Source organism: Candidatus Centipeda massiliensis (genome assembly GCF_900290285.1).
In the GTDB taxonomy this organism is placed as follows: Bacteria; Bacillota; Negativicutes; order Selenomonadales; family Selenomonadaceae; genus Centipeda; species Centipeda massiliensis.
The window spans coordinates 74,871-99,660 of the sequence record NZ_LT985755.1 but is presented as its reverse complement, the minus strand read 5'-3'; the positions used below and the strand labels follow the sequence as shown (position 1 = coordinate 99,660).

Here is a 24,790-nt window from a genome sequence, read left to right as displayed (position 1 = left end):
GGGCGACGATGATGGAGCAGGAGATTCGCAGACAGGCGGAGGAGGCAAAGGCGGCCTCCTACACGCTCGCCGCACTTCAGACGAATGTGCGCAACACAGCACTCGACGCCATGGCAGAGGCGCTGACCATGCACGCGGATACGATTCTTCGTGAAAATGCGGCAGATGTAAAGGAAGCACAGAAGGCAGGCATGCGCGCGTCCTATCTGGATCGTCTGCGCCTCGATGAGAGCCGCATTGCCGCGATGGCGGAGGGGCTGCGCCTGACCGCTGCTCTGCCCGATCCGCTGGGCAGGGAGGATTATTCCGTGCGTCGGCCGAACGGTCTTGAAATACGGCGCATGCGCGTGCCGCTCGGCGTGGTCGGGATGATCTATGAGGCGCGTCCGAATGTGACGGCAGATGCCGTCGGCCTTTGCCTGAAATCCGGCAACGCCGTCCTCCTGCGCGGCGGTTCCGATGCGCTCCGCTCCAACTGCGCCATTGCCAATGTTCTTGCGCGCGCTGCATACGGTGCCGGGATTCCGACGGGGGCAATACAGCTGCTTGCGATGAAGGATCGCGCTGCTGTCGATGTCATGACGCATCTCAGTGGACTTCTTGATGTCATCATCCCGCGCGGCGGTGCCGGACTGATCCGCCGTATTGTGGAGAACAGTAGTGTACCCGTCATCGAGACGGGGGCAGGTGTCTGCCATATCTATGTGGATCGCGCGGCAGAGGTGGGAATGGCGCTTCGCATTGTGGAAAATGCGAAGGTGTCCCGCCCCTCTGTCTGCAACGCGGTGGAGACACTGCTTGTCCACGAGGAAATTGCGGCGGATTTTCTTCCGCCGATGGCAGAGATTCTCCGTGCGGATGGCGTGGAGCTGCGCGGCTGCACCAAGACGTGCGCCATTCTTTCAGACATTGGGACGGCGACAGAGGAGGACTGGTCGACGGAGTACGGCGATCTCGTCCTTTCGATCCGTGTCGTGCAGGATATGGATGCGGCAATCTCCCATATCAATCGCTACAATACGGGGCATTCCGAGACGATTGTCACCAATGACATTCGGGCGGCGCATGACTTTCAGCAGAGGGTGGATGCCTCGACGGTCTATGTCAACGCCTCGACGCGCTTTACGGACGGCTTTGAGTTCGGCTTCGGAGCAGAGATTGGCATCAGCACGCAGAAACTCCACGTACGCGGACCGATGGGGCTTGACGCCTTGACCAGCACGAAATATCTTGTCTACGGCGAGGGGCAGATACGGGAAAATGCGCCTGCAAAAGCCACGAAATAAAATGTGCAGGCTGATCGGCTGTCTGCGCACTCTGCGCCAGTATGCCGCAACGCCAAAGGGGCGGCATGATATACGCGACTATCTGTATGCAGGCGGCACAATGCTCCTTGTGAGCGCGCTGATCTGGATACTTCTATGGATCGTGAGGTGAGCCGCCGTGGGACGACGAATCGGAATTATGGGCGGTACTTTTGACCCCATACATGTAGGCCATCTCATTACAGCGGAGATGGTGCGCTCGTCTGCTTCGCTGGATGAGGTGGTATTCATCCCGTCTGCGCGGCCGCCGCACAAGGATGGCGCACGCGCGGCGTCTGCAGAAGATCGTCTCATCATGACGGAGTGCGCCGTGCAGGATAATCCATATTTCTCCGTATCGGATATGGAGCTTAAAAGAGAGGGTCCTTCCTATACGGTGGACACGATTGCGGAGCTACGTGCGCACTTGGATGATGCGGAGCTTTTCTTTATCACCGGAGCGGATGCGATGAACGATCTCTATCGCTGGCACGAACCGAAGCGTCTGCTGTGCTCCTGTAAGTTCATCGTTGCAACACGGCAGGGAGCACCACTGGATGAACTCCTGCTTGCAGAACAATTCACGGCGGAGGAACGGAGTCACATACAGGTGCTGCCGACGCCGCATTTGGAGATCTCATCGAGCGTAATCCGCGCACGGATTCGTGCGGGGCTTTCTGTGCGGCATCTTGTGCCGCGTGCCGTAGAGGAGTATATTGAGAAACGGGGGTTGTATCGTGAGCATGACAAAGAGCTATGAGGAGATGCGCGCCATTCTGGAGCAGCAGCTCACCCCAAGCCGCTATCGTCACTCCCTCGGCGTGGCGGATACGGCTGCGATGCTTGCGCGTCGGTTTGGAATGAACGAGGAACGTGCACGCATTGCGGGGCTTCTGCATGACTGCGGACGTGTATACGAAACGTCTGATCTGCCATTGGAGGCACGCCGCCGTGGAATTCCCATCGGGAAAATTGAGTCTGCCATGCCTCTTTTGCTCCACGCATACATCGGGGCATATCTGATCTATGAGGTCTACGGCGTAAACGATGCCGTGATTGCACAGGCGATTTGGCGCCATACCGTCGGCGGTGCCAATATGACCGCACTCGACAAGATCATCTATTACGCAGATATGATCGAGCCGTCGCGCGCCTATCCCGAGGTCGAGCATCTGCGTGAACTCGCACGTACGGCATCATTGGATGAGATGGTTCTGGTCGGACTGACGGAGTCCATTCTCTTTGTTGCCCAGAAGGGCGGACTCATTCATCCTGATACCATCACGGCACGCAATGAAATTCTTTTGGAACGCCGCTGAAACTGTTTGATCAAGAGGAGAGGGGGGAGCGATGTCGGAATACGATGCCGATGAACTTGTGGCGCAGCTGCAAAGCGAAAACTCGCGTGAAAACATACAGAAGCGCCGCAGTGAGCGCAGACGCAAGCGCCGCATTGCCTTTCTGCGCGGGATCTTTCGTCTGATCTGTACATTTTTTCTCCTTGCGGCAATCAGTGTTGCGGGGTACTATATCGTCGGGTGGGGGCTGCAGGCATACCGCGATGTGCGTGATATGTATGAGGCGTATCTGATTCGGCAGGAGGAGAATCGCGGCGAAGTTGATGTTCGCTTTGACGGCTACACGAATGTCCTCGTGCTCGGGCTGGATGACTCCGCCAATACGGACAATGCCGAGGAGAAACGCGCTGATGCCATTCTGCTGATCAGTATGGAGAATGCGACCGGTAAGGTGCGTATCCTCAACATTCCGCGTGATACATGGGTGACAATGGCACAGGACAAAGGCGAGACCAGGCTTACTCACGTCTATGCCGTTGGCGGAGCTCCTCTGATGGTGCGGACAATCAATCAGATGTTTGATATCTCTATTCATCAATATGTCATCTTTGATCTTGTGACCTTTGGGCGGCTGGTAGATGCCGTCGGTGGTATTGATCTCTATGTTGAGCAGAACATGGATTATGACGATCCTGAAGCGGGGCTTTCCATTCATATACGGCAAGGGTATCGCCATCTGGACGGCGTGGGGGCAGAGCACTATCTGCGCTATCGAAGCGACGATCTCGGCGATCTTGGGCGTACGCAGCGCCAACAAAAATTTGTCAAGGCGTTCTATGCCAAGCTGCTGCGCGTCGATACCCTGCCAAAGATTCCAGCGATTGCGGATATTCTCAAACAGGATGTCACAACGAGTGCGGAACTGTTTGACTCCGTCCACATCGGCAATGTCATTCGGAAACTGAATGTGGAACCCCCGCGAACGATTATGCTGCCCGGTGATTTTGCACGCGGCGATGACACCGTATGGATCATGGATCGTGCGGCAACGGATGAAATTATTCACGAACTTTTCCCGCCGGAGGAGGCGGGTGCAGAGCAATAGGAGGAACGAGCTTGACAGAGCAGGAAAAGTGCCGTGTGATTTGTGCGGCAGCAGATGAGAAAAAGGCACGCGATATTGTGCAGATGGATATGATCGGTCTGATGTCGACAAACGATTACTTCGTGATTTGTTCGGCAAATACCGCGACGCAGGTACGTGCGATTGCAGACAACATCGAGGAAAAGATGGAAGAAGCGGGTATTTCGTTTCTCCACAAGGAGGGATACCGTGAGGGGGAGTGGATCCTGCTTGACTACGGCGATACCGTCGCGCATATCTTCCAGCAGGAGGCACGCGAATACTACGCCTTGGAACGCCTGTGGGGCGATGCAAAGCTGACCCCGTACGAGGAATAGGATTCATGCAGGAACGAGTGCGAAAGCTGGAGCGCAAAGAGGCGCGTACGCGCAAGTACGGGCCAAGTCAGGTTGCCGAACTCACTGCCGTACGCGAGAGTGAACTGGGGGTGTTCCTGGACGCGGAGACCGGCAACACGAGCGATGATATATTGCTGCACACGGTTCAACAGACGGCGCCCGTCAAGGTCGGGGATCGTGTCCGTGTCTTTCTCTATCTCGACCCGAAACGCCGCCTCACCGCCAGCATGCGTACACCGCGCATGAAGGAGGGGCAGGTTGCCCGTCTGCGTGTCATCAATGTCACGAAGGAAGGCGCATTCCTTGATGTCGGCGCAGAGCGCGGCATCTTTCTTCCATACGCAGGAATGCGCGGGCGCCCGCAGGTCGGTGAGACCGTCTGGGCAAAACTCTACACGGATAAGTCCGGGCGTCTTGCTGTGACAATGGAGGTTGAGGATGAGCTGCGCCGCGCCTCGCGTCCTGCGGAAGGCGTACACGTGGGGGATCGCCTCAAAGGCTCCGTCTACAATATCACCGAGCGCGGCGCCTTTCTCTTTACGGAGGAGCGCTACATCGCCTTCATCGATCATCAGGAGATCCCCAAGCGGCCGCGCGTCGGGGAAACGGTTGAAATGCGTGTGACGTATTTGCGCGAGGATGGGCGGCTGAATGGCTCACTGCGCCCTCCGAAGGAGGAGGCTCGGTTAGAGGATGCGGATCGGCTCCTTGCACTTCTAGAGGAACACGACGGCAAGATGCCCTATACCGATGCCACCTCCCCTGCGGTCATTCAGGATCGCTTCCACATCAGCAAGGCTGCGTTCAAACGCGCGCTCGGACGATTGATGAAGGAGGGGCTTGTCGAGCAGCGTGATGGGTGGACGTATTTATCAGACGAAAACAAAAAGGACTAGTTTTTTATCAGGAGAGGCAGGATTTTTTCTCCGAAGGGCGAATACAGTGCATAGCAAACAATGTTTACGAGCATGGGGGAGAGAGATAAATGGCAGATACGGTTGCAGAAGAGAGAAAAGGCATCCTGCTTGAGACAGGAACGAACGAATTTGAGATTGTTGAGTTCAGCATTGGGAAGGTGAACTACGGCATCAACGTCGCAAAGGTCCGTGAGGTCATTACGCGTACACCAGTGACGGCAATGCCCGAGGCACATCCATACGTCGATGGGCTCTTTACGCTGCGCGGAAAGGCGATCCCGCTCGTCAATATGGCGCGCTGTCTCAACCTCCAAACCACAGACGAGCTTCAGAACATCATTGTCACCGAGATCAACAACTACGACATCGGCTTCCTCGTTGGCAGCGTCTACCGCATTCACCGCATCTCGTGGAAAAACATGGAGCCGGCACCGAATGTCGGTGAGGGGTCGCGTGTCGTCGGTATCATCAAGATGGAGGATCGCATTGTTCTCCTGCTTGACTTTGAAACCATCATTGCTGAGATCAACCCGGAGATCAACCAGAAACTCACAACGGTCACGGAGGCAACACAGGATGCCAAGACTCGCCGCGGAACAGCGCATATCGTGGTCGCAGAGGACTCCAAGATGCTGCGTGACCTCCTTGTGAACACATTACACGAGTCGGGATACAAGTTCATCCGCGACTTCGGCAATGGGCAGGATGCATGGGATTACTTGCAGGATCTTGCACGCAAGAATGGTCCGATCGAAAACCATGTGCGCATCATTATCTCCGATGTCGAGATGCCAAAAATGGATGGACATCGTCTGCTCAAGCTCGTACGCGAGGATGACCGTCTGGGCGAGGTTCCGCTCGTTCTCTTCTCCTCCCTCATCAGTGAGGAAATGAAGCGCAAGGGCGAAAGCCTCGGCGCATCCGGACAGGTGTCGAAGCCGGAGATCAACCAGCTTATCGATCTGTTGGATACGCTTATATTTGGTGAGCCGCTTCACGACATTGCCGAGGAAAACTGAGACAGGTATGCTAAGGATCGCTATACGAAGTATAGCGGTCCTTTGTTCGTTCTATTGACATGACCCTAAAATCTCGTTATCATAGAGGTCAAGGAGATGGTAAAATGAAGGTAGCAGTCCTCATGGGAAGTGACTCCGACTGGCCGATTTTAAAGCCGGCGGTGGAGCTTCTAAAACAATTTGGCATTGAGCCGGTCGTCAACGTCGCATCGGCACATCGCACGCCGTCAAACGTACGTGACTTTGTCATGGAAGCCGATCACAACAAAGAGTTTGCCGCATTCATCGTTGCAGCGGGTGCCGCGGCGCACCTTGCGGGCGTTGTAGCAAGCTATACGATCAAGCCCGTCATTGGCATTCCGGTCAATGCCACGCCGCTCAACGGCATGGATGCTCTGCTCAGTACCGTGCAGATGCCGTCCGGTGTCCCCGTTGCCTCCATGGCGATCAACGGGGCAAAGAACGCCGCGATCTTTGCGGCAGAGATCCTCGCGGTCTATGACTCTTCGATTGCGGAGGCCTTGATGGACTATCGGGAAAAGATGGTGCTTGAGGTCGAGGCGAAAGCTGATCGCGTTGCCGCACAGCTGTAAGAGCGATATTGGGTAGATATCCTGTGTATTGAGGAACAATGGAAAGGCAGGCCTGTTATGGAGCGGAAAGAAGCTCTTTACGAAGGTAAGGCAAAAATTATCTATGCAACGGATCATCCGGATGAGTATCTCGTGTACTATAAGGACGATGCGACAGCGGGAAATGGTGCAAAGAAAGGAACGATTGCGGACAAGGGCATCATGAACAATAAGATGACGGCGTTCTTTTTCGACCTTTTGGCAAAGGAGGGGATCGCGCATCACTATATCTCCATGCCGAGTGAGCGTGAGATGGTCGTCAAAAAACTCACGATCATTCCGCTCGAGGTCATCATCCGCAATGTTGCCGCCGGCTCCTTGGCGCAGCGTCTCGGACTTGAGGAAGGTGTTCCCATGCCGTTCCCGGTCATTGAGTACTGTTACAAGAATGATGACCTTGGTGACCCCATGCTCAACCGCTATCATATCAGAGCGATGAAGATCGCGACCGATGCCGAGCTGGATGAGATCGAACGGATGTCGCTCAAGATCAACGATGTGCTGACGAAGTTCCTCAAGACGAAGCGTGTCGATCTCATTGACTTCAAGCTGGAGTTCGGCAAAGACGCTTCCGGCAAGATCATTCTTGCAGATGAGATCTCGCCGGATAACTGCCGTTTCTGGGACAGCGATACGAAGGAAAAACTGGATAAGGATCGTTTCCGCCGTGATCTTGGCAATGTAGAGGATGCCTATAAGGAAATGCTCCACAGGCTGACGGGAGAAGCATAAGTACAATGTACGAGAAAGTGCCCAAGTGGAAGGAAGAATGCGGCATCTACGGTGTATACTCCCATGCGGAGGACGTTTCCGAGATGACGTATCTTGGTCTCTTTGCGCTCCAGCACCGCGGACAGGAGAGCGCTGGTATTGCACTCACGGATGGCTATTGGATCGATGTGAAAAAGGGGATGGGGCTGGTCAGCGAAGTGTTTCGCGAGCAGCTCCCTCATCTCGACAATGCAAAGATTGCCATTGGTCATGTCCGTTATGCGACAACAGGCTTCAGTCTCGCGGCGAACGCCCAGCCCCTCCGCGTCAACTATGCGGGCGGGGCTCTTGCGCTTGCGCACAATGGCGACCTCACGAATGCGGCGCTCATTCGCCGTGACCTTGAGAGCAAGGGGACGGTCTTTCAGACGACGATTGACTCGGAGGTGTTCGTTCATCTCATTGCACGCTCGCAGAAGACCTCCGTTGAGGAGCGCATCCTTGAGGCGGTCAGTGTCGTGCGCGGTGCATTCTGTCTTTCGATTATGACGGAGGACAAGCTCATCGGCGTACGCGACCCGCAGGGGTTCCGCCCCCTGTGTATCGGACGCACGATGGACGGCGGCTGGGTACTGTCTTCGGAGACCTGCGCCCTTGATGTCAATGGTGCTGAATTTGTGCGCGATGTCCTGCCGGGTGAGATGGTCGTGATTGACAGCAATGGACTCAAATCCTATCGTTTTTCCAATGGGAAGGACATTGCTTCCTGTATCTTTGAATACATCTATTTTGCGCGCCCGGACTCCATCATTGACGGGCAGAGTGTCCATGCGGCGCGCTTTGAGATGGGACGGGTGCTGGCACGCGAGTCGGGCTTTCGCGGCGATGTTGTCATCTCCGTGCCGGACTCCGGCACCACGGCGGCGACGGGCTTTGCATACGAGGCTGGGATTCCGTTTGCAGAGGGGCTCATCAAGAACCGCTACATCGGGCGAACGTTCATTCAGCCAACGCAGAAGCAGCGCGATGCAGCGGTAAAACTCAAGCTGAGTCCCGTGCGCTCCGTTGTTGCAGGCAAGTCTGTCATCATGGTGGATGACTCGATTGTGCGCGGAACGACGAGCGGCAAGATCGTACGTCTCCTTCGAAATGCGGGAGCGCGGGAGATTCACGTCTGCATCAGCAGCCCGCCGATCACCGATCCCTGCTACTATGGCATTGATACATCCATCCGCAAGGAACTGATCTCGGCGACGAAGAGCGTCGAGGAGATTCGTGACTTTATCGGAGCGGATTCGCTGCACTTTATCTCGATTGAGGGACTGCGGCACTGTGTACCGATGCTCAATCCAAATCACATGTGCTATGCCTGCTTTAACAATAACTATCCTGTCCCGGAGGAGGATGCCACACTGGATGAGGATGACAAGATCATTCTCGAACGACGGCGGATTGCGCAGCGTGAAAGGGGGCTTTGAGAGCCGATGGAGAAAATGACCTACCGTGATGCGGGCGTTGATATCGATGCGGGCAACAAGTCTGTGTCCATGATCAAAGATGCTGTACGTGCGACCTATCGCTCAGAGGTGATGGGCGATCTCGGCGGTTTTGGCGGACTGTTTGCACTCAACACAAGGAACTACAAAGAACCAGTGCTTGTATCGGGAACGGACGGCGTCGGCACGAAGCTCCGCCTTGCTTTCCTGCTCAACAAACACGATACGATCGGACAGGATGTCGTTGCCATGTGCGTCAACGACATCCTCGTACAGGGCGCAGAGCCGCTCTTCTTCCTCGACTACCTTGCCGTGGGAAAACTTGATCCGGATCAGGTCGCTGAGGTGGTCACGGGGGTTGCCCGTGCCTGCAAGGAGTCCGGCTGCGCCCTGGTCGGCGGTGAGACGGCGGAGATGGCCGGCTTTTATCCGGTTGGCGAGTACGATATTGCGGGGTTCTCGGTCGGTGTGGCAGAGCGCTCCAAACTCATTACAGCTGCGCGCGTGAACGCGGGGGATGTACTGCTCGGACTGCCTTCCTCGGGGGTGCACTCGAACGGTTACTCTCTTGTGCGCAAGATCGTCTTCGAGCATAAGGGCTTCAAGGGCAGCGAGTATATGGAGGAGCTTGGCAAAACAATCGGAGAGGAGCTGCTTACGCCGACGCGGCTCTATCCGCGCGTATGTCTGCCGCTCATTCGGGACTTTGATCTGCACGGCATGGTTCATATCACGGGCGGCGGCTTCTATGAAAATATCCCCCGTGCTCTGCCGGAGCACATGGGCGCGGAGGTGGACGCTGCGGCGTGGGAAATGCCGCATATCTTCCGTCTGCTGCAGGAGTGGGGGAATGTGGACTGGGCGGAGATGTACCGCACGTTCAATATGGGCATCGGGATGGTGCTCATCGTTTCGCATGAGGAAGCGAAGCGCATTGCCGCACACTTGGAGGAGCAGGGGGAACGCGTTTATCAGATCGGTCATGTGACCGAGGGGGCGCACGAGGTTGTCATCAAGGGCGGTGTCTTTGATGCGTGAGGAGAAAATTGGCGTTCTTTGCTCGGGGCGCGGCTCCAATCTCGCGTCCATCATCGATGCGATAGAGCGCGGTGAGATCCGTGCCGAAATCGCCGTTGTCATTGCGGACAAAGCGGATGCCTATGCGCTTGAACGGGCACGGGTGAAGGGGATTCCTGCCGTTGCTGTCGTCTATCGGGACTATGCGGAGCGTGCGGACTTCGAGCGTGCCCTGCTCACAGAGCTGCACGCGCATGGGGTAACCCTCGTTGTGCTTGCCGGATTTATGCGGATTCTGTCCCCTGTCTTCGTGCACGCCTATACGGGGCGCATCCTGAACATTCATCCGGCGCTTCTGCCGAGCTTTCCGGGCGCACATGCACATCGTGATGTCCTTGCCTATGGCGTGAAGGTCAGCGGATGTACCGTGCATTTCGTGGATGAAGGCATGGACTCCGGCCCCATCATCCTGCAGGCTTCCGTGCCTGTTCAGGAAGGGGATACGGAGGAGACACTTGCCGCACGTGTGCTTGCACAGGAACATCGCATATTCCCCGAAGCGATCAAACTCTATGTCGAAGGAAGACTGCGTACGGATGGGCGAAAGGTGCATATCCTGCCCGTCGCTGAAGGAGAATCACCATGAAGATAAAACGTGCTCTGATCAGTGTATCCGACAAAAATGGCGTTGTGGAGTTCGCGCGTACTCTGCACAAAGCCGGCGTTGAGATCGTCTCCACAGGGGGGACGATGAAGGCACTGCGCGAGGCAGGCATCCCTGTCATCTATGTCAGTGACGTGACGGGCTTTCCGGAGATCATGGGCGGACGCGTCAAGACGTTGAATCCCTTTGTGCATGGCGGAATTCTCGCCGTACGCGGGAATCCGGAGCATGAGAAGGCGCTGCGCGAGCTCAAGATCACGCCGATCGACCTCGTTGTCGTCAACCTCTACCCATTCAAGGAGACGGTTGCACATCCCAATGTCACACTTGCCGAGGCTGTCGAGCAGATTGACATTGGCGGTCCTGCGATGATTCGTGCGGCGGCGAAGAACTTCAAATTCGTCACCGTGATCACGAATCCGACGCGCTATGCGGAGATCGCAGAGAAAATCGAGAAAGACGGTGCTGTTGACGGCATGACACGCATGCGGCTTGCCCATGAGGCGTTTGCCCATACGGCAGACTACGACAATGCGATTAACGTATATCTTGCGCAGCAGCTAGAAAAATGAGGAAGATGACGTGAACATTCTCGTAATCGGATCGGGCGGGCGTGAGCATGCCCTATTTTGGAAACTTTCGGAAAGCCCGCAGACGGGTCACATCTACGCGATCCCCGGGAATCCCGGCATGGGTGAGATGATCGATATCTCCGTCATGGACAATGATGCCATCCTGCGCTTTGCCAAGGAAAAGGAAATCGGACTCGTTGTTGTCGGTCCCGAGGTGCCCCTGATGAACGGGCTGGTCGACGATCTTGAGAAGGCGGGGATTCGTGCGTTCGGACCACGCGCAAATGCGGCTGAGATCGAAGGCTCAAAGTCGTTTGCCAAGGATCTCATGAAGAAGTATGGAATCCCAACCGCACGTTACGAGGTTTTTACCGAGGCGGAGCCTGCGCGTGCCTACATTCGCCGTGAGGGTGCGCCGATCGTTGTCAAGGCGGACGGCCTTGCGGCAGGGAAGGGCGTCATTGTCGCCATGACGGAGCAGGAGGCACTTGATGCCGTGGATGCCATCATGGAGGAAAACTCCTTTGGTGATGCGGGGGCGCGTGTTGTCATTGAGGAGTTTATGCAGGGAGAGGAGGCATCCCTTCTCGCCTTCACCGATGGTAAGGTTATTCGTCCCATGATTAGTGCGCAGGATCATAAGCGTGCCTTTGATGGCGACAAGGGACCCAATACCGGAGGCATGGGCACATACGCTCCGGCACCCGTCATGACGACGGAGATGACCGAGCGTGCCGTGGAGGAGATTCTAAAGCCCACGATTGCCGCCATGGCAAAGGAGGGGCGTCCCTATACGGGCTGCCTCTATCTTGGTCTGATGATTACGTCGGAAGGCCCTAAGGTTGTCGAGTTCAACGCACGCTTTGGTGATCCAGAGACACAGGTTGTGCTGCCGCTCCTCGATGGAGATCTTGTAGAGATCATGTGTGCCTGTGCCGATGGGACGCTTGCCGATGTTCCGATTCATTGGAAGGATGGGGCGGCGGTCTGTGTTGTTCTCGCAGCGGGCGGATATCCCGCGTCATACGAAAAGGGGCATGAAATCACAGGGATCGCAGACGCTGAGGCGATGGGTGCGCTCGTGTTCCATGCGGGAACGGCAAAGAAGGACGATGCACTCGTCACAAACGGCGGGCGCGTGCTCGGTGTGGTCGGCATGGGGGCTGATATCGCATCTGCAGTGAAGGCTGCATACAATGCGGTAGATCGGATTTCCTTTCAGGACGCATATCACCGCAAGGATATTGCTCATCGTGCATTGAAGCGCTGATGTATTCAAGGAAGCACTGATAAATTCAGCACAGCCATCTTGACGCATCTTTTTTGCCCGCACAACGCCTGCAAATCCTCCACATAGCTTTGGCTATGCGTCCGGTTTGCCTCCTTGTTCGGACGAAAAAATCTACGCCAATCTGACGGACTTCATTTTATCAGCGATTCCTCAAAAAAGGGGCTGTTGTACGAAGTTTTTTAGCTTCGGGCAACAGCCCCTTTTTTTGAACCAATATATTGTTGACAAACATTATCATTCTATGGTAGCTTGTTGAATAATTATGGAGGAGGTGGTACGGTGCTGACATCCTACGATAAAAATTATTTGCGCATCGGACTTCCTGCGGCGCTCGAAGGGGTTCTTATGATCTTCCTGAGCAATGCCGACATCGTTATGGTTGGCATGCTCGGGACAGGTGCCATCGCGGCGGTCAGCATCTTTACACAGCCACGCATGATGCTCCTCACGGTCGCACGTTCTGTGGCGGCTGCTGTCACGATCTTGATTGCCGAGCGGTACGGACAGGAGCGGCACGATTCGTATGGCGATGTGCTGAAAAAGACCATGGTTTTGCTTGTGCTGGTTTTGGGGCTTGCACATATCGCGTTCTTTGTTCATCTGGATGCGATCCTGCTTTGGATGGGGGCACAGCATGATTATTTGTCGGATGCCATGGTCTATGGTCTCTGGGTACTGCCCGCCGTCTTTATTACCTCCGTTACGACATTGATGCAGGCGGTGATGTTTGGACGCGGTGAATCCATGACGGTGCTTTCGATCAATATACAGGGGAATGTTGTCAATGTCATCTTGAATGCACTTCTCATCTTCGGTCTTGGACCGTTTCCGGCACTGGGCGTGCTGGGGGCGGCGCTCGGCACGGTCGGAGGGACTCTTTGGTCGTTCTTTCTTACCGTGCGCGTACTCTATCGGTGGGGGATCTTCGCGCAGGGGAATTGTCGCCTGACACGGGCGTATCTGCGCGAGTTCCTCGGCGTGTTCGGTGGGATTTTCAGCGAGCAGGGCTTTGAGCGCATCGGCATGGTCATCTATACGCGCATGGTTGCCGAACTCGGTACGATCCCTTATGCTGTCCATGCGATCGCGATGAACTTCTGCGATTTTTATTATAGTTTCTGCAACGGCATGGGCAAGGCAAGTACCGTTCTCGCCGGGCACAACCGAGATATCCGTAGACAGGATGAGTGGAAGTGCTATTTCTGGCGAGGGATGCGTTGGAGCTTGATTTTCTCCACAGGTGCATTCCTCATAACATTTTTCCTGCGCGAGGAAATCTTTGGCATCTACTCCCATGATGCTGCGCTCATACCGCTCGGAAGCCTGATCATCGCCTATGTCGCTGTCGTGAGCTTTCCGGAGGCGTACCAGATGGTCTGCGCGGGGATTCTGCGTGCCAGCGGAAAAACAATGCAGGTAGCGGTCTATTCCTTTGTCAGCATAACAATCCTCCGACCAATCATCACATACATACTTCTCTACGAATTTTATATGGGACTTGAGGGCGCATGGATATCTCTGGCCATCGATCAGAGTATGCGTGCCGCCTGTGCCGCTGTGCTTCTGCGCGGCGTATATCAGGAGAAAACTTACCGCAGCGCATTGAATCCATGTTAATAAGGACTTATTGACTATTCAAATATAATAATCTGAAATGAATGTCTTGACAAGTATATCTGACATGGATATACTACGTTAGAAGTTATGTGAAAAACCAAATAAATACGTTGCGAGTGTCGGCAGCAGAATATTGTTTTCGATTCTGTCTGTCGAGCGATGAGAGGAAAATGGGTGCGATGCCCATGCTGTCCCGCAGCCGTAAATAGGGAGTGTTCTTCCACAGGCGCAGAAGCCTGTGCCTGTAAAGTCACTGGGGAAATAAACCCCGGGAAGGCGGAAGAATGCGTTGATCTATGAGCCGGAAAGCCTGCTCGCAATAAGATTCATTGATAGACTCACGAGAGATGGGGAGATGGATGCTGCAGCTTACAGTGCCTTGTGCGCTGTAACAATGCTTTTTGTGCGCATTCTGCCGTCCGCCTCTTTTGAGGCAGGCGGTTTTTATTTTTGGGTAAAAGGAGTTGGGGAGTTGAGTGCAAAAGCAATCCTGATGCGTCTGGGGCAGATGGTCGTCACTCTGCTGGGGGTCAGTTTTCTGACGTTCAGTCTGACATTCATTGCACCGGGCGATCCTGTGGATGCAATTCTTGAAACGGGTGACACCATCGTCTCGCAGGAGACCATTGAGCAGACACGCCATGAATTGGGGCTGGATCGACCGTTCCACGAACAGTATCTCAGATGGCTGAATGGCGTGATCCATGGAGATATGGGGCGCTCCTACTCTGCAAAGATGCCGGTGCAGGAGCGCTTGCTGCAGAATCTTCCGGGAACGCTCCTGCTTTCCGGCACAGCGGTGGTGATGATGCTTCTGATCTCCATTCCGGCGGGGGTTGCCTCGGCGCTGTATCGAAATCGATGGCCGGATCAGATCATACGGTTTTTCACCTTTCTGGGCGTATCCATGCCGAGTTTTTGGGTGGGGCTCATCCTGCTCTATGTGTTCGGACTAAAACTTGGATTATTCCCGATTGCGGGCGGCGAGGTTAGTCTCGACCGCATGATCCTGCCGGCATTTACGCTTGCGATTCTGCTCTCGTCAAAGTATACGCGGCAGGTACGCACGGCTGTGCTTGAGGAGCTTGGACAGGACTATGTCATAGGGCTGAAAGCGCGCGGTATGTCGATGTCACGTATCCTGTGGCGTCATGTTCTGCCCAATGCTTTCCTGCCGCTTATCACCCTCCTTGGTCTTGCCATTGGGTGGCTGCTTGGCGGCGTTGCCGTGATCGAGATTGTATTCTCGTGGCCAGGCATCGGGCGCCTCGCCGTGCGTGCAATCGAAATGCGCGACTATCCGCTCCTTCAGGGGTTTGTTCTTTGGATTGCAACGCTCTATATGATTGTCAATCTCATCGTTGATATATCATACTCGTATCTGGATCCGAGGCTCAGGAAGGGGGCGAAATCATGACGCGGGATCAACTGCTGTTTCGTATCTATACAGGCATCATCCTGCTGATTGTGCTTATCGCCGTCTGTGCGCCGCTGATCTCACCGTATGATCCGTACGAGTCGCAGATTCAGAACTCCCTTCTCCCGCCCTCTGCCGAACATTACTTCGGCACGGATAAACTTGGACGAGATATCTTTACGCGTATCCTCTATGGTGCGCGCATCTCCATTACGATGGCTCTGATCGTTGTGATTATCTCCGGTGGGCTTGGCACCTTGATCGGTGTGGTCTCTGCCTATGTCGGCGGTAAGGTGGACAATGTCATCATGCGTCTGACGGATGTGTTTCTCGCATTTCCGGGTATCGTACTTGCCATTGCGATTGCCGGTGTGCTTGGCGGCAGTGCTGTCAATGCGGTTCTCGCCGTCGTCATTGTCGGATGGACGAAATACGCGCGCCTTGCCCGCAGTCTGACGCTCAAGGTAAAGCAGCAGGATTATCTCTCTGCCGCGATCACGAGCGGGACGCGCCCGATTGCAATGATTCAGCGGCATATTCTGCCGAATATCATACCGATCATCATCATTACGGCAGCGCTTGATATCGGCGCCCTGATGATGGAACTGGCAGGACTCTCCTTCCTCGGATTCGGCGCACAGCCGCCGACACCGGAGTGGGGACTCATGCTGAACGAAGGGCGGCAGCTGATCCAGACAGCGCCATGGCTGATGATCTTCCCCGGACTGGCGATTGCACTCGTCGTTTCGGTATTCAATCTTTGGGGAGATAGTTTGCGGGATATCCTAGACCCGCGCAAGGCAAATTAAAGGAGGAAAACAGATGGGTAAACTCAAACGATGGATGGGCGTCCTACTGACCGGATGTATGGCAGCAGCGCTCCTGACCGGCTGCGGCGGAGGGCAGTCCGCAGGGGACAAGACGACGCTGAAGGTCGGTGTGACGAACTTCGCGGACACGCTTGAGCCGACGGAGAACTATTTCAGCTGGGTTGTCATGCGCTACGGCATGGGCGAGACGCTCGTCAAGTTTGACGAGAAGATGAACGCGACACCGTGGCTTGCCGAGAGCTGGAAGATCGGCGACGACAAGCTGACCTGGACGTTTAAGATCCGTGATAACGTCAAGTTCTCGAACGGCAAGCCGCTGACGGCAGAGGCCGTCAAGGCATCGCTCGAGCGCTCGTTTAAGAAGAACAACCGCGCAGAGACCTTCTTCAAGTATACGGAGATGAAGGCGGACGGTCAGACGCTCACGATCAAGACGGAGAAGCCGTCGCCGAGCATGCCGGGCTTCCTTGCCGATCCTCTCTTCCTCATCGTCGATGTATCGAGCGAGGGGGAGCGTGACTTTGCCAAGCAGGGTCCCATCTGCACCGGCCCCTATGTATGCGAGTCCTTCGTGAAGGAAAAGGCCGTCATGAAGAAGAACCCGTACTACTGGGATGGCGAAGTGCCGTATGAGACGGTTGAGATTCCGTCGATCGACGACCCGAATACGCGCGCGATGGCGCTTCAGTCGGGTGAGGTCGATATGGCGGTCAACATTGCGGCGGGGGACATCGGTCTCTTCAACGACACGGCGAAATTCCATATTGATCGCATTGCATCCCTGCGTACGGTTCTTGCACGCATCAACCAGAAGGGCGTTCTCGGTGACCCGAAGGTACGCGCTGCCTTCATCTCTATGACGGATCGCAAGGCGTACAACGAAGTCATCCTGAAGGGCACGTTCGTCCCGGGGAAGGCTCCTGTTCCGCCGTCCCTTGACTATGGCTTTGACCAGCTGACCGACCCGAACGCCTACAATGTCGACCGCGCCAACAAGCTCCTCGATGAGGCAGGCTGGAAGGATACGGATGGCGACGGTATTCGTGACAAGGACGGCAAGCCGCTCTCCGTTGACTTTGTCATCTACAACAGCCGCGCAGAGCTGCCGATCTACGCAGAGGCAGTTCAGGCAGATGCGAAAAAGGTCGGCATTGATGTCAAGATCAAGCCGGTTGACTACAACCTGCTCGATAAGATCGGTATCAGCGGCGAATATGACCTGCTGATCTCGAATATTACAACCGCCAACACAGGCGATCCTGAGATCTATCTCAACTGGTACTGGCGCACGAATGTGAATGGGGACAACCCGCAGAACGGTTCGGGCTACAGCAACCCCGCGTATGATGCGCTGTGTGCGCAGCTCGCCGTTGAGTTTGATCCCGCAAAGCGACGTCAGCTGATGATCGATATGCAGCAGATCCTGCTCAACGATGCGGCGGGGCTCTTCCTCGGCTACCCCGAGACGAACATCGTCAGCTCGACGAAGATCACGGGCGCGATCATGCACCCTGCGGATTACTACTGGATCACAAACAAGATCAAACCCGCGAACTGATAAGGAGGAGAAGCCCGAATGTTGATCGAGGTGCGAGGACTTAAAATCGCATACGAGGGCACGGAAATGGTGCACGGTGTGGACTTCACTCTCAAGGACGGAGAAGTGCTGACCATTGTCGGCGAAAGCGGCAGCGGAAAGACCACCGTCATTCGGGCAATGCTCGGCTGCCTGCCGCATGTCGGCAGGGTAACGGCAGGCGAGATCCTCTATGACGGGAAGGATATGACGAAGTGCAGCTCTGAGGAATGGCGTCGTGTCAGCGGCAAGACTGCTGCGATGATCTTTCAGGACAGCGGCAGTATGATGGATCCGATTCGTACGATTGGCGAGCAGTTCGTCGAGTACATTCAGACCCATGATTCGATGAGCGCGAAGGAGGCTGCAGCGCAGGCACAGGATATGCTTGCACGCATGCACCTTTCCAACCCCGCAAATGTGATGAAGAGCTTCCCATTCGAACTTTCCGGCGGCATGCGTCAGCGTGTCGGCGTTGCTATGGCGATGTTCTTCAAGCCCGCCCTCCTGCTTGCCGATGAGCCGACCTCTGCGCTGGATGTGACAACGCAGGCGCAGGTCGTCAACGAGATGATGGATATCTGTCAACTAGATGGGACATCCATTGTCATGGTGACGCACAATCTTGGTGTCGCCGCCTATATGTCGGATCAGATCATGGTCATGCAAAGCGGCAATGTCGTCGAACACGGCAGTGCCGAAGAGATTATTGAGCATGCGCAGAAGGACTATACGAAGGAGCTTCTGCGTGCCGTACCACAGATTGGAGGGACGCGTTATGACAGCATCGGAGCGTGAGACCATCCTGCGCATCGAGCACATTACCAAGCGCTTTCCTCTGGAGGACGGCAAGGTGCTTACGGCGTGCAATGATGTGACCTTTCCCGTGTATCGGGGCGAGATTCTCGGCATCGTCGGTGAGAGCGGCTGCGGCAAGAGCACCCTTGTGCGTACGCTTATGCAGCTGCATCAGCCGTCTGATGGACAGATTTTCTTCAAGGATAAGGAAATCACATCGCTGCGGGGGGAAGATGCCCGCAATATGCGGCGCAGCATTCAGATGGTGTTTCAGGATCCGACAACATCGTTTAATCCAAAGATGAAGATCAAGGATATTATATGTGAACCGCTTCGGAACTTTGGACTCCTTCAGGGAAGTGCGCGTGACAAGGCAGCCGAGCTGCTGCGTCTCGTCGATCTGCCCGAGGAATTTGCCGAACGCTATCCCACCAATATGAGCGGGGGACAGCGCCAGCGTGTAGGAATTGCACGCGCATTGGCATTGGAGCCGGAGATTCTGGTCTGTGATGAGGCGACGAGCGCCCTCGATGTTTCCGTTCAGGAAACGATTGTGCAGCTGCTCGTGCGCATTCAGCGGGAGCGGAATCTGACCATCCTCTTCATCTGTCATGATCTCGCGCTGGTTTCACGCCTGTGCAGCCGCGTCGTCGTCATGTACTTTGGTAAAGTCGTAGAGCAGCTGGATGGAAAGGATCTCGCGCATGCGAAACATCCGTATACGCAGAAACTCCTGAAGTCCGTATTCACACTTCTGCCGAAAGGGAAAGCGCCGCGCATTGTTGTCCCGGATGTGGAAATCTCCGCATAGCCAGTATTTCAGCAAGATAAAGAGCAGCGTATTGCAAAAGAGCAGCGATGAAACGTTGCTCTTTTTTTATCCTTGCGTCCTTCATCTTGAATCGACCGATGAAGCTTTTCAAATTATTTCTTGCTGTCAATCTGAAATAATGATATTATTGAACTATGAGTTTTTGGATATACGCCTCCGACTTTAACATTACTTAGGGAGGAATCTGGGTTTATGTTTAATTTTAAGCAGAAAGATATCGAATTCTTTGACCTGTTCCTTGAGAGCGCAAAGTTCTTTCATCAGGGGGCGTTAGTCTTAGATGAGGTCATGCAGGATTATACGACTGCAAATGTAAAGGTGGAGGAAATCAATCGGATCGAACACGAAGCGGATGCCATCAATGACCGCATCATCGATAAGCTGAACCTCACCTTCATTACACCGATTGACCGCGAGGACATATACGCCTTGGCGAACAATCTCGACGATGGCGTTGATCTCCTACAGGGGATTTTGCAGCGCTATGAAATGTACCGCATGGGCAAGCCCATGACGGGGGCGATCAATCTGACCAAGCTGCTCGTTTCTTCTACGGAGGAGGTTGTCCGAGCCGTTTCGTATCTTGAAAACATACGAAAAAATCAAGTGCAGATATTGGATGCCTCACACAAGATCGAACGCTTCGAGAGTGAAGGAGATCTGATCTATCGGACTGAGGTGGCATATCTCTTCGATAATGAAAAGGATCCCATTGAGCTCATTCGATGGAAGGATGTATTGGAGCAGTTGGAAGATACGCTGGATCATTGTGAACTCATTGCGGATATGCTGCGGGGAGTGGTAATGAAATATGCCTGATTTCCAGCTTTTGATCTTCTTAGTCATATTTTTAGCACTGCTATTTGACTTCATCAACGGCTTTCACGATACCGCAAATGCGATTGCCACCTCGGTCTCGACGCGGGCGATTCGTCCGCAGCACGCAATTATCATGGCGGCGGTTCTCAATTTCTTTGGTGCCATGTACAGCACCGGGGTCGCAAAGACGATTGGATCGGATATCGTCAAATCAGCCTCCCATGTAGATGAGCATATTTTGATTGCGGCACTCTTTGGCTCTGTTATATGGAATATCATCACGTGGAGGTTCGGTATGCCGTCGAGCAGTTCGCATGCACTCATCGGCGGACTGATCGGTGCGGTTCTGATGTCTGCCTCAGGGGCGGATGGTCTGAACTTTTATGGCATCGGAAAGATCATTCTCTCCCTGATCCTCTCGCCGCTTGTCGGTATGGCGTTGGGCTGCGTCATCATGCTGCTGCTGTTCCGCTTCTTTGGTCGGTTCCGTCCGACCTCAATCAACGGCAAGTTTAAGAAGATGCAGATTTTAACAGCGGCGACGATGGCGTTCTCACATGGGTCGAACGACGCGCAGAAATCCATGGGTATCATGACGCTCGCGCTGCTTGCCGGTGGTTATATCGACGTATTCGAGGTTCCGACTTACGTCAAGGTGCTCGCAGCGACTGCCATGGCTTGTGGCACGGCGGTCGGCGGCTGGCGTATCATCAAAACCATCGGGGGGAAGATATTCAAGCTTCAGCCGATTTCCGGATTTGCGGCAGATCTAAACTCCTCCATCATCATATTTGGTGCGACACTCCTGCATCTGCCTGTCAGTACGACGCACGTTGTGTCCGGCTCGATCATGGGCGTTGGTGCGGCGAAGCGCATCAATGCGGTTCGCTGGGGCGTGGCACAGCAGATGGTTGTTGCGTGGGTCATGACGATCCCCTGTACCGCGGTGATGGGCGCGCTTACGTATAAATTTGTCATGTTCTTTATCTAAGGAATCGCTGATGATATGTAAAAAATCCTGCTCGCATGATGAGCAGGATTTTTATATAGAGAGAAAGGGATGGAGGTCTTTATGGAGAAAAACTTGCTGACACTAGCAAAAGAAGCACAACCCCATTTGGGGAGTCTGATCGTTGCGGCAAAAATCAACGGTGAAATACGCGACATCCAAACGTCCTGCACGGACGCCGATGAGATTTCGTTTGTGGAATTAAATTCTGCATTGGGGTGGAGCATCTATCGGCGCTCCGTGCTTTTTCTTTTGATTGCTGCCGTGCACAAATTGGATAACAATGCGGAAGTCATTGCAAAGTTCACCGTGAACAAGGGGCTGTACTGTGAAATAAAAATCCCAGCAGGGGAGCTTGATCCCTCCTTTATCAAGGAGATTGAGGATCGGATGGGCGACATGATTGCCGCTAACATTCCCATTGAGAAACGCAGCATTCCCCGTCAAGAGGCAATCAATCTCTTTCAAAAATTGGGGCGTGAGGGCAAGGTAAATCTGCTCTCGGCACTTTCAAATCCCACGATCAGTATATACACATGTGATGGGTACACGGACTATCTCTATGGCGCAATGCTTCCTGAAACAAAGGATCTCGGCCTTTTTGAGCTGGACTATGAACGTGACGGCGTGCTGATTCGTACGCCGGACGAAATGACGAAGGGGCAGGTCAGGAAACGCATCAATCAGCCGAAGTTTGGCTCGATCCTCGCGGAGTCGAAGGCATGGGCGGATATTCTGGACTGTCGCTTTATCTCGGATCTCAACCGCATCAATAAAGAACATGCAATGGGAGATCTGATCCGCATTTCGGAGGGGCTGCAGGAAAAGCGGATTGCACAGATTGCGGATCACATTGCTGCGCATCGGGAGAATATCCGTCTGATTCTGATTGCAGGCCCATCCTCCTCCGGAAAGACTTCGTTTGCGCAACGCCTGCGCATACAGCTGCGGGTCAATGGTCTGCGCCCCGTTATGATTTCGCTGGATGACTATTTCCTCAACCGTGCAGATACACCACTGAATGAAAAGGGGCAATATGACTATGAGTCTATTGACGCGTTGGATACCAAGCTCTTTAATGAGAATATGATTCAACTTCTTGCAGGGCAGGAGGTTCAGATCCCACGCTATAACTTTATCACAGGGATGAGGGAATGGAAGGAAGATGCGTTTTTTTCCATAGACAGTGATCAGCCGATTATCATTGAGGGGATCCATGGGCTGAACGAATATCTGACCAAGGATATTCCACGGATCAATAAGTACAAGATCTACATCAGTGCATTGACACAGCTGAATATCGATGCGCATAACAGAATCCCAACGACGGAGGTGCGCTTCCTGCGACGGCTTGTGCGGGACTATCAATTCCGCGGTGCAAAGGCACTCAAGAGTATACGGCAGTGGCCGGATGTCAGGGCAGGAGAGGAGAAGTACATCTTCCCGTTTCAAGAGGAGGCAGATGTGCTGTTCAACTCGGCACTGATCTATGAGATCGGCGTATTGAAGGCGTATGCGGTGCCCCTTTTGTCGGAGATCACGCAAGGGGAAGAAGGCTATACAGAGGCACGCCTTATCCTCCGTTTTTTACAATACGTCGATGAAATTGATGACGTAGACGATATTCCAAACAATTCTATTTTAAGAGAGTTCATCGGCAAGTCTGTGTTCTTCTCGTAGCAATGCAAGCGCGATCTTTTTGTAGTTCTCTCTGCCGGCACTATGATAAATGTTACGAACAAAAGAAGATGCAGTACTCCTTAGCAAACCCTAGTGGAGCAAGCGGCGTAGAGTGTGCGACCCGCCCCCTGCGGATTTTAATCGTTCAAGCGCAGCGCGTTTGGAATCCGCAGGTGTTTAGGCGGACGAGCACACGTCCGCTTGCGTAACGAGGGTTCTGCGTGGAGTACGCATCGAGAATCCGTAACAGTTTCCATAGACCCACGCTGCCTTTCGATTTGCATAGAACCTTTGTTTTTGTTATACTGTATCCTGTTACATGCGGAAGATAGGAACAGTAGGACACGCCGCAGCGGTGTGTGGAAAGAAGGCGGATCGCGCGTTGATCAAGTATGTGGGAAGTGTTTTTGCAGTATCATTTCTATTGGTATGCGCTGTCTATTATGGCGTAGGCTATTTTATGGCGGATTCCATTCGTACCGGAACTTTTTTTGATCATGGCACGGAGGCCGATCTGGGCTATGTTCTCCTCATGGGGGTTGACCGCAGGGCGGTCGATGCCGGCCGCAGCGATACACTGATGCTGGCTGCTGTCGATGAGGTTCATGGGGGTGTCACCCTGCTCTCGATTCCGCGCGACACGCGCGTTGAGGTTGGCAGCTACGGGTATGACAAGATCAATCATGCCTATGCGTTCGGTGGGCATGAGATGACGCTCGCGGCCGTCAGCACTCTTGTGGGCGTTCCCATCACGCACTACGTTATGATCGACACCTCGGCATTTGAGCGGATTGTGGATGCCGTGGGCGGCGTGGATATCGACGTTGAGAAGCGAATGTACTATGAGGATCCGTGGGACGATAACGGCGGACTCGTCATCGATCTGCAGCCCGGCATGCAGCATCTCAATGGAGCACAGGCGATCCAGTATGTCCGCTATCGTGACGGAGAGGGGGATATCGGTCGCATTGCACGGCAGCAGCATTTTATGCGGGCGCTCCTTGCACAGTTTCTGTCCCCGCAGGTGCTTCCGCGCCTCGCGGCTGTCATCGATGAGGTCAAGAATGCGGTCGAGACCGACCTGACGACGCGTCAGCTTCTGACCTTGGCAAAACGCCTCAAAGGCGTTGGAGGGGACGGAATGTCCATGCAGATGGTCGCAGGTACCCCGGCATACCTTGGAGATGTGAGCTATTGGATTCCGGACATCATAGAAACACGCAAAAATCTTTTTGCGGGCGTAGGGAAGGAGCTTCCGGAGCGCATGCAGGAGGCGGCAGAGCGTGACGCCTCTGCCTATCGTGCGGATATGCCGGAGCGTCTGCGCGTGATGACGGAGGTGGATGAACGGGAGCTTCTCCCGTCCTCCGAGGAACTCTTGGCAGAGGGCGACCGTGTGATCGGGGCACAGCATGCGGCACACGAGCCCCCAGAGAAGAATCGAGCGGAAAGAGCTCAAAAAGGACAGGATGCGGGAACGGCAGCAGAGTACGCCAAGGCACGCACACAGGATCGGGCAGAGGATATCTCGGTCATGATTATCAACGCGAGCGGTATTGATGGGGCAGGGGCGGAGATCGCCGACACCCTTCGCGCAAAGGGATTCCGCATCGGGGGCGTGGAGACGGGAAATGCCTCGGATCGACCGAAAACCGCTGTGATGACAACGGAGGCGCACGTGAATATGTTCTACGGGATGCCGTTTCCCTGTGTCATCATGCCGGTGGACGGCGCAGGTGAGAAGCAGGCAATCGTGATCGTCGGGCGCGACTATCGCCCTAATTCCGCGCATGGAGGTGGAGAATAGCG

25 protein-coding genes and 1 riboswitch are annotated in these 24,790 nt (G+C 54.4%); all 25 genes read left to right on the top strand.

Annotation, left to right across the window (positions count from 1 at the left end):
• Positions 1-8 precede the first annotated feature (8 nt).
• The 25 genes from C8273_RS06300 to C8273_RS06180 all read left to right on the top strand — a co-directional run bounded on the left by C8273_RS06300 (position 9) and on the right by C8273_RS06180 (position 24,788).
• A complete protein-coding gene (locus tag C8273_RS06300; protein WP_106626926.1) occupies positions 9-1,286 on the top strand; it encodes a glutamate-5-semialdehyde dehydrogenase in 1,278 nt (425 codons plus the stop codon).
• A 1-nt stretch (position 1,287) separates the two neighbouring features.
• Positions 1,288-1,437 (top strand): hypothetical protein, encoded by a 150-nt coding sequence (locus C8273_RS12725; protein WP_199821016.1) that lies wholly within the window; start codon positions 1,288-1,290, stop codon positions 1,435-1,437.
• A gap of 6 nt (positions 1,438-1,443) precedes the next feature.
• Positions 1,444-2,064 carry a nicotinate-nucleotide adenylyltransferase gene (gene nadD / locus C8273_RS06295; protein ID WP_106626925.1) on the top strand — a complete coding sequence of 207 codons (621 nt, stop codon included), beginning with the start codon at positions 1,444-1,446 and terminating at the stop codon, positions 2,062-2,064.
• Positions 2,048-2,623 carry a bis(5'-nucleosyl)-tetraphosphatase (symmetrical) YqeK gene (gene yqeK / locus C8273_RS06290; RefSeq protein WP_106626924.1) on the top strand — a complete coding sequence of 192 codons (576 nt, stop codon included), beginning with the start codon at positions 2,048-2,050 and terminating at the stop codon, positions 2,621-2,623. Before nadD ends, yqeK begins: the two co-directional genes overlap by 17 nt.
• 31 nt (positions 2,624-2,654) lie before the next feature.
• On the top strand, positions 2,655-3,707 hold the full coding sequence (locus C8273_RS06285) for an LCP family protein (protein WP_106626923.1): 1,053 nt from the start codon (positions 2,655-2,657) through the stop codon (positions 3,705-3,707).
• Positions 3,708-3,718: 11 nt separating this feature from the next.
• On the top strand, positions 3,719-4,063 hold the full coding sequence (rsfS, locus tag C8273_RS06280; protein ID WP_106626922.1) for a ribosome silencing factor: 345 nt from the start codon (positions 3,719-3,721) through the stop codon (positions 4,061-4,063).
• Between the two features lie 5 nt (positions 4,064-4,068).
• A complete protein-coding gene (locus C8273_RS06275; protein WP_106626921.1) occupies positions 4,069-4,980 on the top strand; it encodes a CvfB family protein in 912 nt (303 codons plus the stop codon).
• Positions 4,981-5,069: 89 nt separating this feature from the next.
• Entirely contained in the window at positions 5,070-6,020 is a 951-nt protein-coding gene (locus tag C8273_RS06270) for a chemotaxis protein (protein WP_106626920.1), read from the top strand.
• Positions 6,021-6,124: 104 nt separating this feature from the next.
• A complete protein-coding gene (gene purE, locus C8273_RS06265; RefSeq protein WP_106626919.1) occupies positions 6,125-6,613 on the top strand; it encodes a 5-(carboxyamino)imidazole ribonucleotide mutase in 489 nt (162 codons plus the stop codon).
• Between the two features lie 57 nt (positions 6,614-6,670).
• Positions 6,671-7,384, top strand: coding sequence for a phosphoribosylaminoimidazolesuccinocarboxamide synthase (gene purC / locus C8273_RS06260; protein WP_106626918.1), 714 nt, complete (start codon positions 6,671-6,673; stop codon positions 7,382-7,384).
• A 5-nt stretch (positions 7,385-7,389) separates the two neighbouring features.
• On the top strand, positions 7,390-8,841 hold the full coding sequence (gene purF / locus C8273_RS06255; protein WP_106626917.1) for an amidophosphoribosyltransferase: 1,452 nt from the start codon (positions 7,390-7,392) through the stop codon (positions 8,839-8,841).
• A gap of 6 nt (positions 8,842-8,847) precedes the next feature.
• The gene (gene purM / locus C8273_RS06250) at positions 8,848-9,897 is read left to right on the top strand and encodes a phosphoribosylformylglycinamidine cyclo-ligase (protein WP_106626916.1); all 1,050 of its coding nucleotides are present in this window, start codon (positions 8,848-8,850) and stop codon (positions 9,895-9,897) included.
• Positions 9,890-10,522 (top strand): phosphoribosylglycinamide formyltransferase, encoded by a 633-nt coding sequence (purN, locus tag C8273_RS06245; protein WP_106626915.1) that lies wholly within the window; start codon positions 9,890-9,892, stop codon positions 10,520-10,522. The genes purM and purN overlap by 8 nt, the downstream gene beginning before the upstream one ends.
• Positions 10,519-11,112, top strand: a complete 594-nt coding sequence (locus tag C8273_RS06240; protein WP_106626914.1) for an IMP cyclohydrolase — start codon at positions 10,519-10,521, stop codon at positions 11,110-11,112. Before purN ends, C8273_RS06240 begins: the two co-directional genes overlap by 4 nt.
• Before the next feature lie 10 nt (positions 11,113-11,122).
• Positions 11,123-12,382 carry a phosphoribosylamine--glycine ligase gene (gene purD / locus C8273_RS06235; protein ID WP_106626913.1) on the top strand — a complete coding sequence of 420 codons (1,260 nt, stop codon included), beginning with the start codon at positions 11,123-11,125 and terminating at the stop codon, positions 12,380-12,382.
• A gap of 300 nt (positions 12,383-12,682) precedes the next feature.
• Positions 12,683-14,020: an MATE family efflux transporter gene (locus C8273_RS06225; RefSeq protein WP_106626912.1), complete on the top strand. Its 1,338-nt coding sequence runs from the start codon at positions 12,683-12,685 to the stop codon at positions 14,018-14,020.
• A gap of 103 nt (positions 14,021-14,123) precedes the next feature.
• Positions 14,124-14,352, top strand: a riboswitch (cobalamin riboswitch).
• Between the two features lie 140 nt (positions 14,353-14,492).
• The gene (gene nikB / locus C8273_RS06220; protein ID WP_199821014.1) at positions 14,493-15,437 is read left to right on the top strand and encodes a nickel ABC transporter permease; all 945 of its coding nucleotides are present in this window, start codon (positions 14,493-14,495) and stop codon (positions 15,435-15,437) included.
• Positions 15,434-16,246, top strand: coding sequence for a nickel transporter permease (gene nikC, locus C8273_RS06215; protein WP_106626911.1), 813 nt, complete (start codon positions 15,434-15,436; stop codon positions 16,244-16,246). The genes nikB and nikC overlap by 4 nt, the downstream gene beginning before the upstream one ends.
• Positions 16,247-16,259: 13 nt before the next feature.
• The gene (locus C8273_RS06210; protein WP_106626910.1) at positions 16,260-17,825 is read left to right on the top strand and encodes an ABC transporter substrate-binding protein; all 1,566 of its coding nucleotides are present in this window, start codon (positions 16,260-16,262) and stop codon (positions 17,823-17,825) included.
• Between the two features lie 18 nt (positions 17,826-17,843).
• Positions 17,844-18,641, top strand: a complete 798-nt coding sequence (locus tag C8273_RS06205) for an ABC transporter ATP-binding protein (protein ID WP_106626909.1) — start codon at positions 17,844-17,846, stop codon at positions 18,639-18,641.
• The gene (locus C8273_RS06200; RefSeq protein WP_106626908.1) at positions 18,622-19,452 is read left to right on the top strand and encodes an ABC transporter ATP-binding protein; all 831 of its coding nucleotides are present in this window, start codon (positions 18,622-18,624) and stop codon (positions 19,450-19,452) included. The genes C8273_RS06205 and C8273_RS06200 overlap by 20 nt, the downstream gene beginning before the upstream one ends.
• Before the next feature lie 213 nt (positions 19,453-19,665).
• Positions 19,666-20,292 (top strand): DUF47 domain-containing protein, encoded by a 627-nt coding sequence (locus C8273_RS06195; RefSeq protein ID WP_106626907.1) that lies wholly within the window; start codon positions 19,666-19,668, stop codon positions 20,290-20,292.
• Positions 20,285-21,283, top strand: coding sequence for an inorganic phosphate transporter (locus C8273_RS06190; protein WP_106626906.1), 999 nt, complete (start codon positions 20,285-20,287; stop codon positions 21,281-21,283). Before C8273_RS06195 ends, C8273_RS06190 begins: the two co-directional genes overlap by 8 nt.
• 81 nt (positions 21,284-21,364) lie before the next feature.
• A complete protein-coding gene (locus C8273_RS06185) occupies positions 21,365-22,981 on the top strand; it encodes a nucleoside kinase (RefSeq protein WP_106626905.1) in 1,617 nt (538 codons plus the stop codon).
• Between the two features lie 319 nt (positions 22,982-23,300).
• Positions 23,301-24,788, top strand: coding sequence for an LCP family protein (locus tag C8273_RS06180; protein ID WP_106626904.1), 1,488 nt, complete (start codon positions 23,301-23,303; stop codon positions 24,786-24,788).
• The last annotated feature ends 2 nt before the right edge of the window (positions 24,789-24,790 follow it).

Bases quoted from the DNA above. Each gene is read 5' to 3' on its own strand.
- C8273_RS06300 (WP_106626926.1), top strand. From the start codon at position 9: ATGATGGAGCAGGAGATTCGCAGACAGGCGGAGGAGGCAAAGGCGGCC.
- C8273_RS12725 (WP_199821016.1), top strand. From the start codon at position 1,288: ATGTGCAGGCTGATCGGCTGTCTGCGCACTCTGCGCCAGTATGCCGCA.
- yqeK (WP_106626924.1), top strand. From the start codon at position 2,048: ATGACAAAGAGCTATGAGGAGATGCGCGCCATTCTGGAGCAGCAGCTC.
- C8273_RS06285 (WP_106626923.1), top strand. From the start codon at position 2,655: ATGTCGGAATACGATGCCGATGAACTTGTGGCGCAGCTGCAAAGCGAA.
- C8273_RS06275 (WP_106626921.1), top strand. From the start codon at position 4,069: ATGCAGGAACGAGTGCGAAAGCTGGAGCGCAAAGAGGCGCGTACGCGC.
- C8273_RS06270 (WP_106626920.1), top strand. From the start codon at position 5,070: ATGGCAGATACGGTTGCAGAAGAGAGAAAAGGCATCCTGCTTGAGACA.
- purE (WP_106626919.1), top strand. From the start codon at position 6,125: ATGAAGGTAGCAGTCCTCATGGGAAGTGACTCCGACTGGCCGATTTTA.
- purC (WP_106626918.1), top strand. From the start codon at position 6,671: ATGGAGCGGAAAGAAGCTCTTTACGAAGGTAAGGCAAAAATTATCTAT.
- purF (WP_106626917.1), top strand. From the start codon at position 7,390: ATGTACGAGAAAGTGCCCAAGTGGAAGGAAGAATGCGGCATCTACGGT.
- purM (WP_106626916.1), top strand. From the start codon at position 8,848: ATGGAGAAAATGACCTACCGTGATGCGGGCGTTGATATCGATGCGGGC.
- purN (WP_106626915.1), top strand. From the start codon at position 9,890: ATGCGTGAGGAGAAAATTGGCGTTCTTTGCTCGGGGCGCGGCTCCAAT.
- C8273_RS06240 (WP_106626914.1), top strand. From the start codon at position 10,519: ATGAAGATAAAACGTGCTCTGATCAGTGTATCCGACAAAAATGGCGTT.
- nikC (WP_106626911.1), top strand. From the start codon at position 15,434: ATGACGCGGGATCAACTGCTGTTTCGTATCTATACAGGCATCATCCTG.
- C8273_RS06210 (WP_106626910.1), top strand. From the start codon at position 16,260: ATGGGTAAACTCAAACGATGGATGGGCGTCCTACTGACCGGATGTATG.
- C8273_RS06205 (WP_106626909.1), top strand. From the start codon at position 17,844: ATGTTGATCGAGGTGCGAGGACTTAAAATCGCATACGAGGGCACGGAA.
- C8273_RS06200 (WP_106626908.1), top strand. From the start codon at position 18,622: ATGACAGCATCGGAGCGTGAGACCATCCTGCGCATCGAGCACATTACC.
- C8273_RS06195 (WP_106626907.1), top strand. From the start codon at position 19,666: ATGTTTAATTTTAAGCAGAAAGATATCGAATTCTTTGACCTGTTCCTT.
- C8273_RS06190 (WP_106626906.1), top strand. From the start codon at position 20,285: ATGCCTGATTTCCAGCTTTTGATCTTCTTAGTCATATTTTTAGCACTG.
- C8273_RS06185 (WP_106626905.1), top strand. From the start codon at position 21,365: ATGGAGAAAAACTTGCTGACACTAGCAAAAGAAGCACAACCCCATTTG.
- C8273_RS06180 (WP_106626904.1), top strand. From the start codon at position 23,301: ATGCGGAAGATAGGAACAGTAGGACACGCCGCAGCGGTGTGTGGAAAG.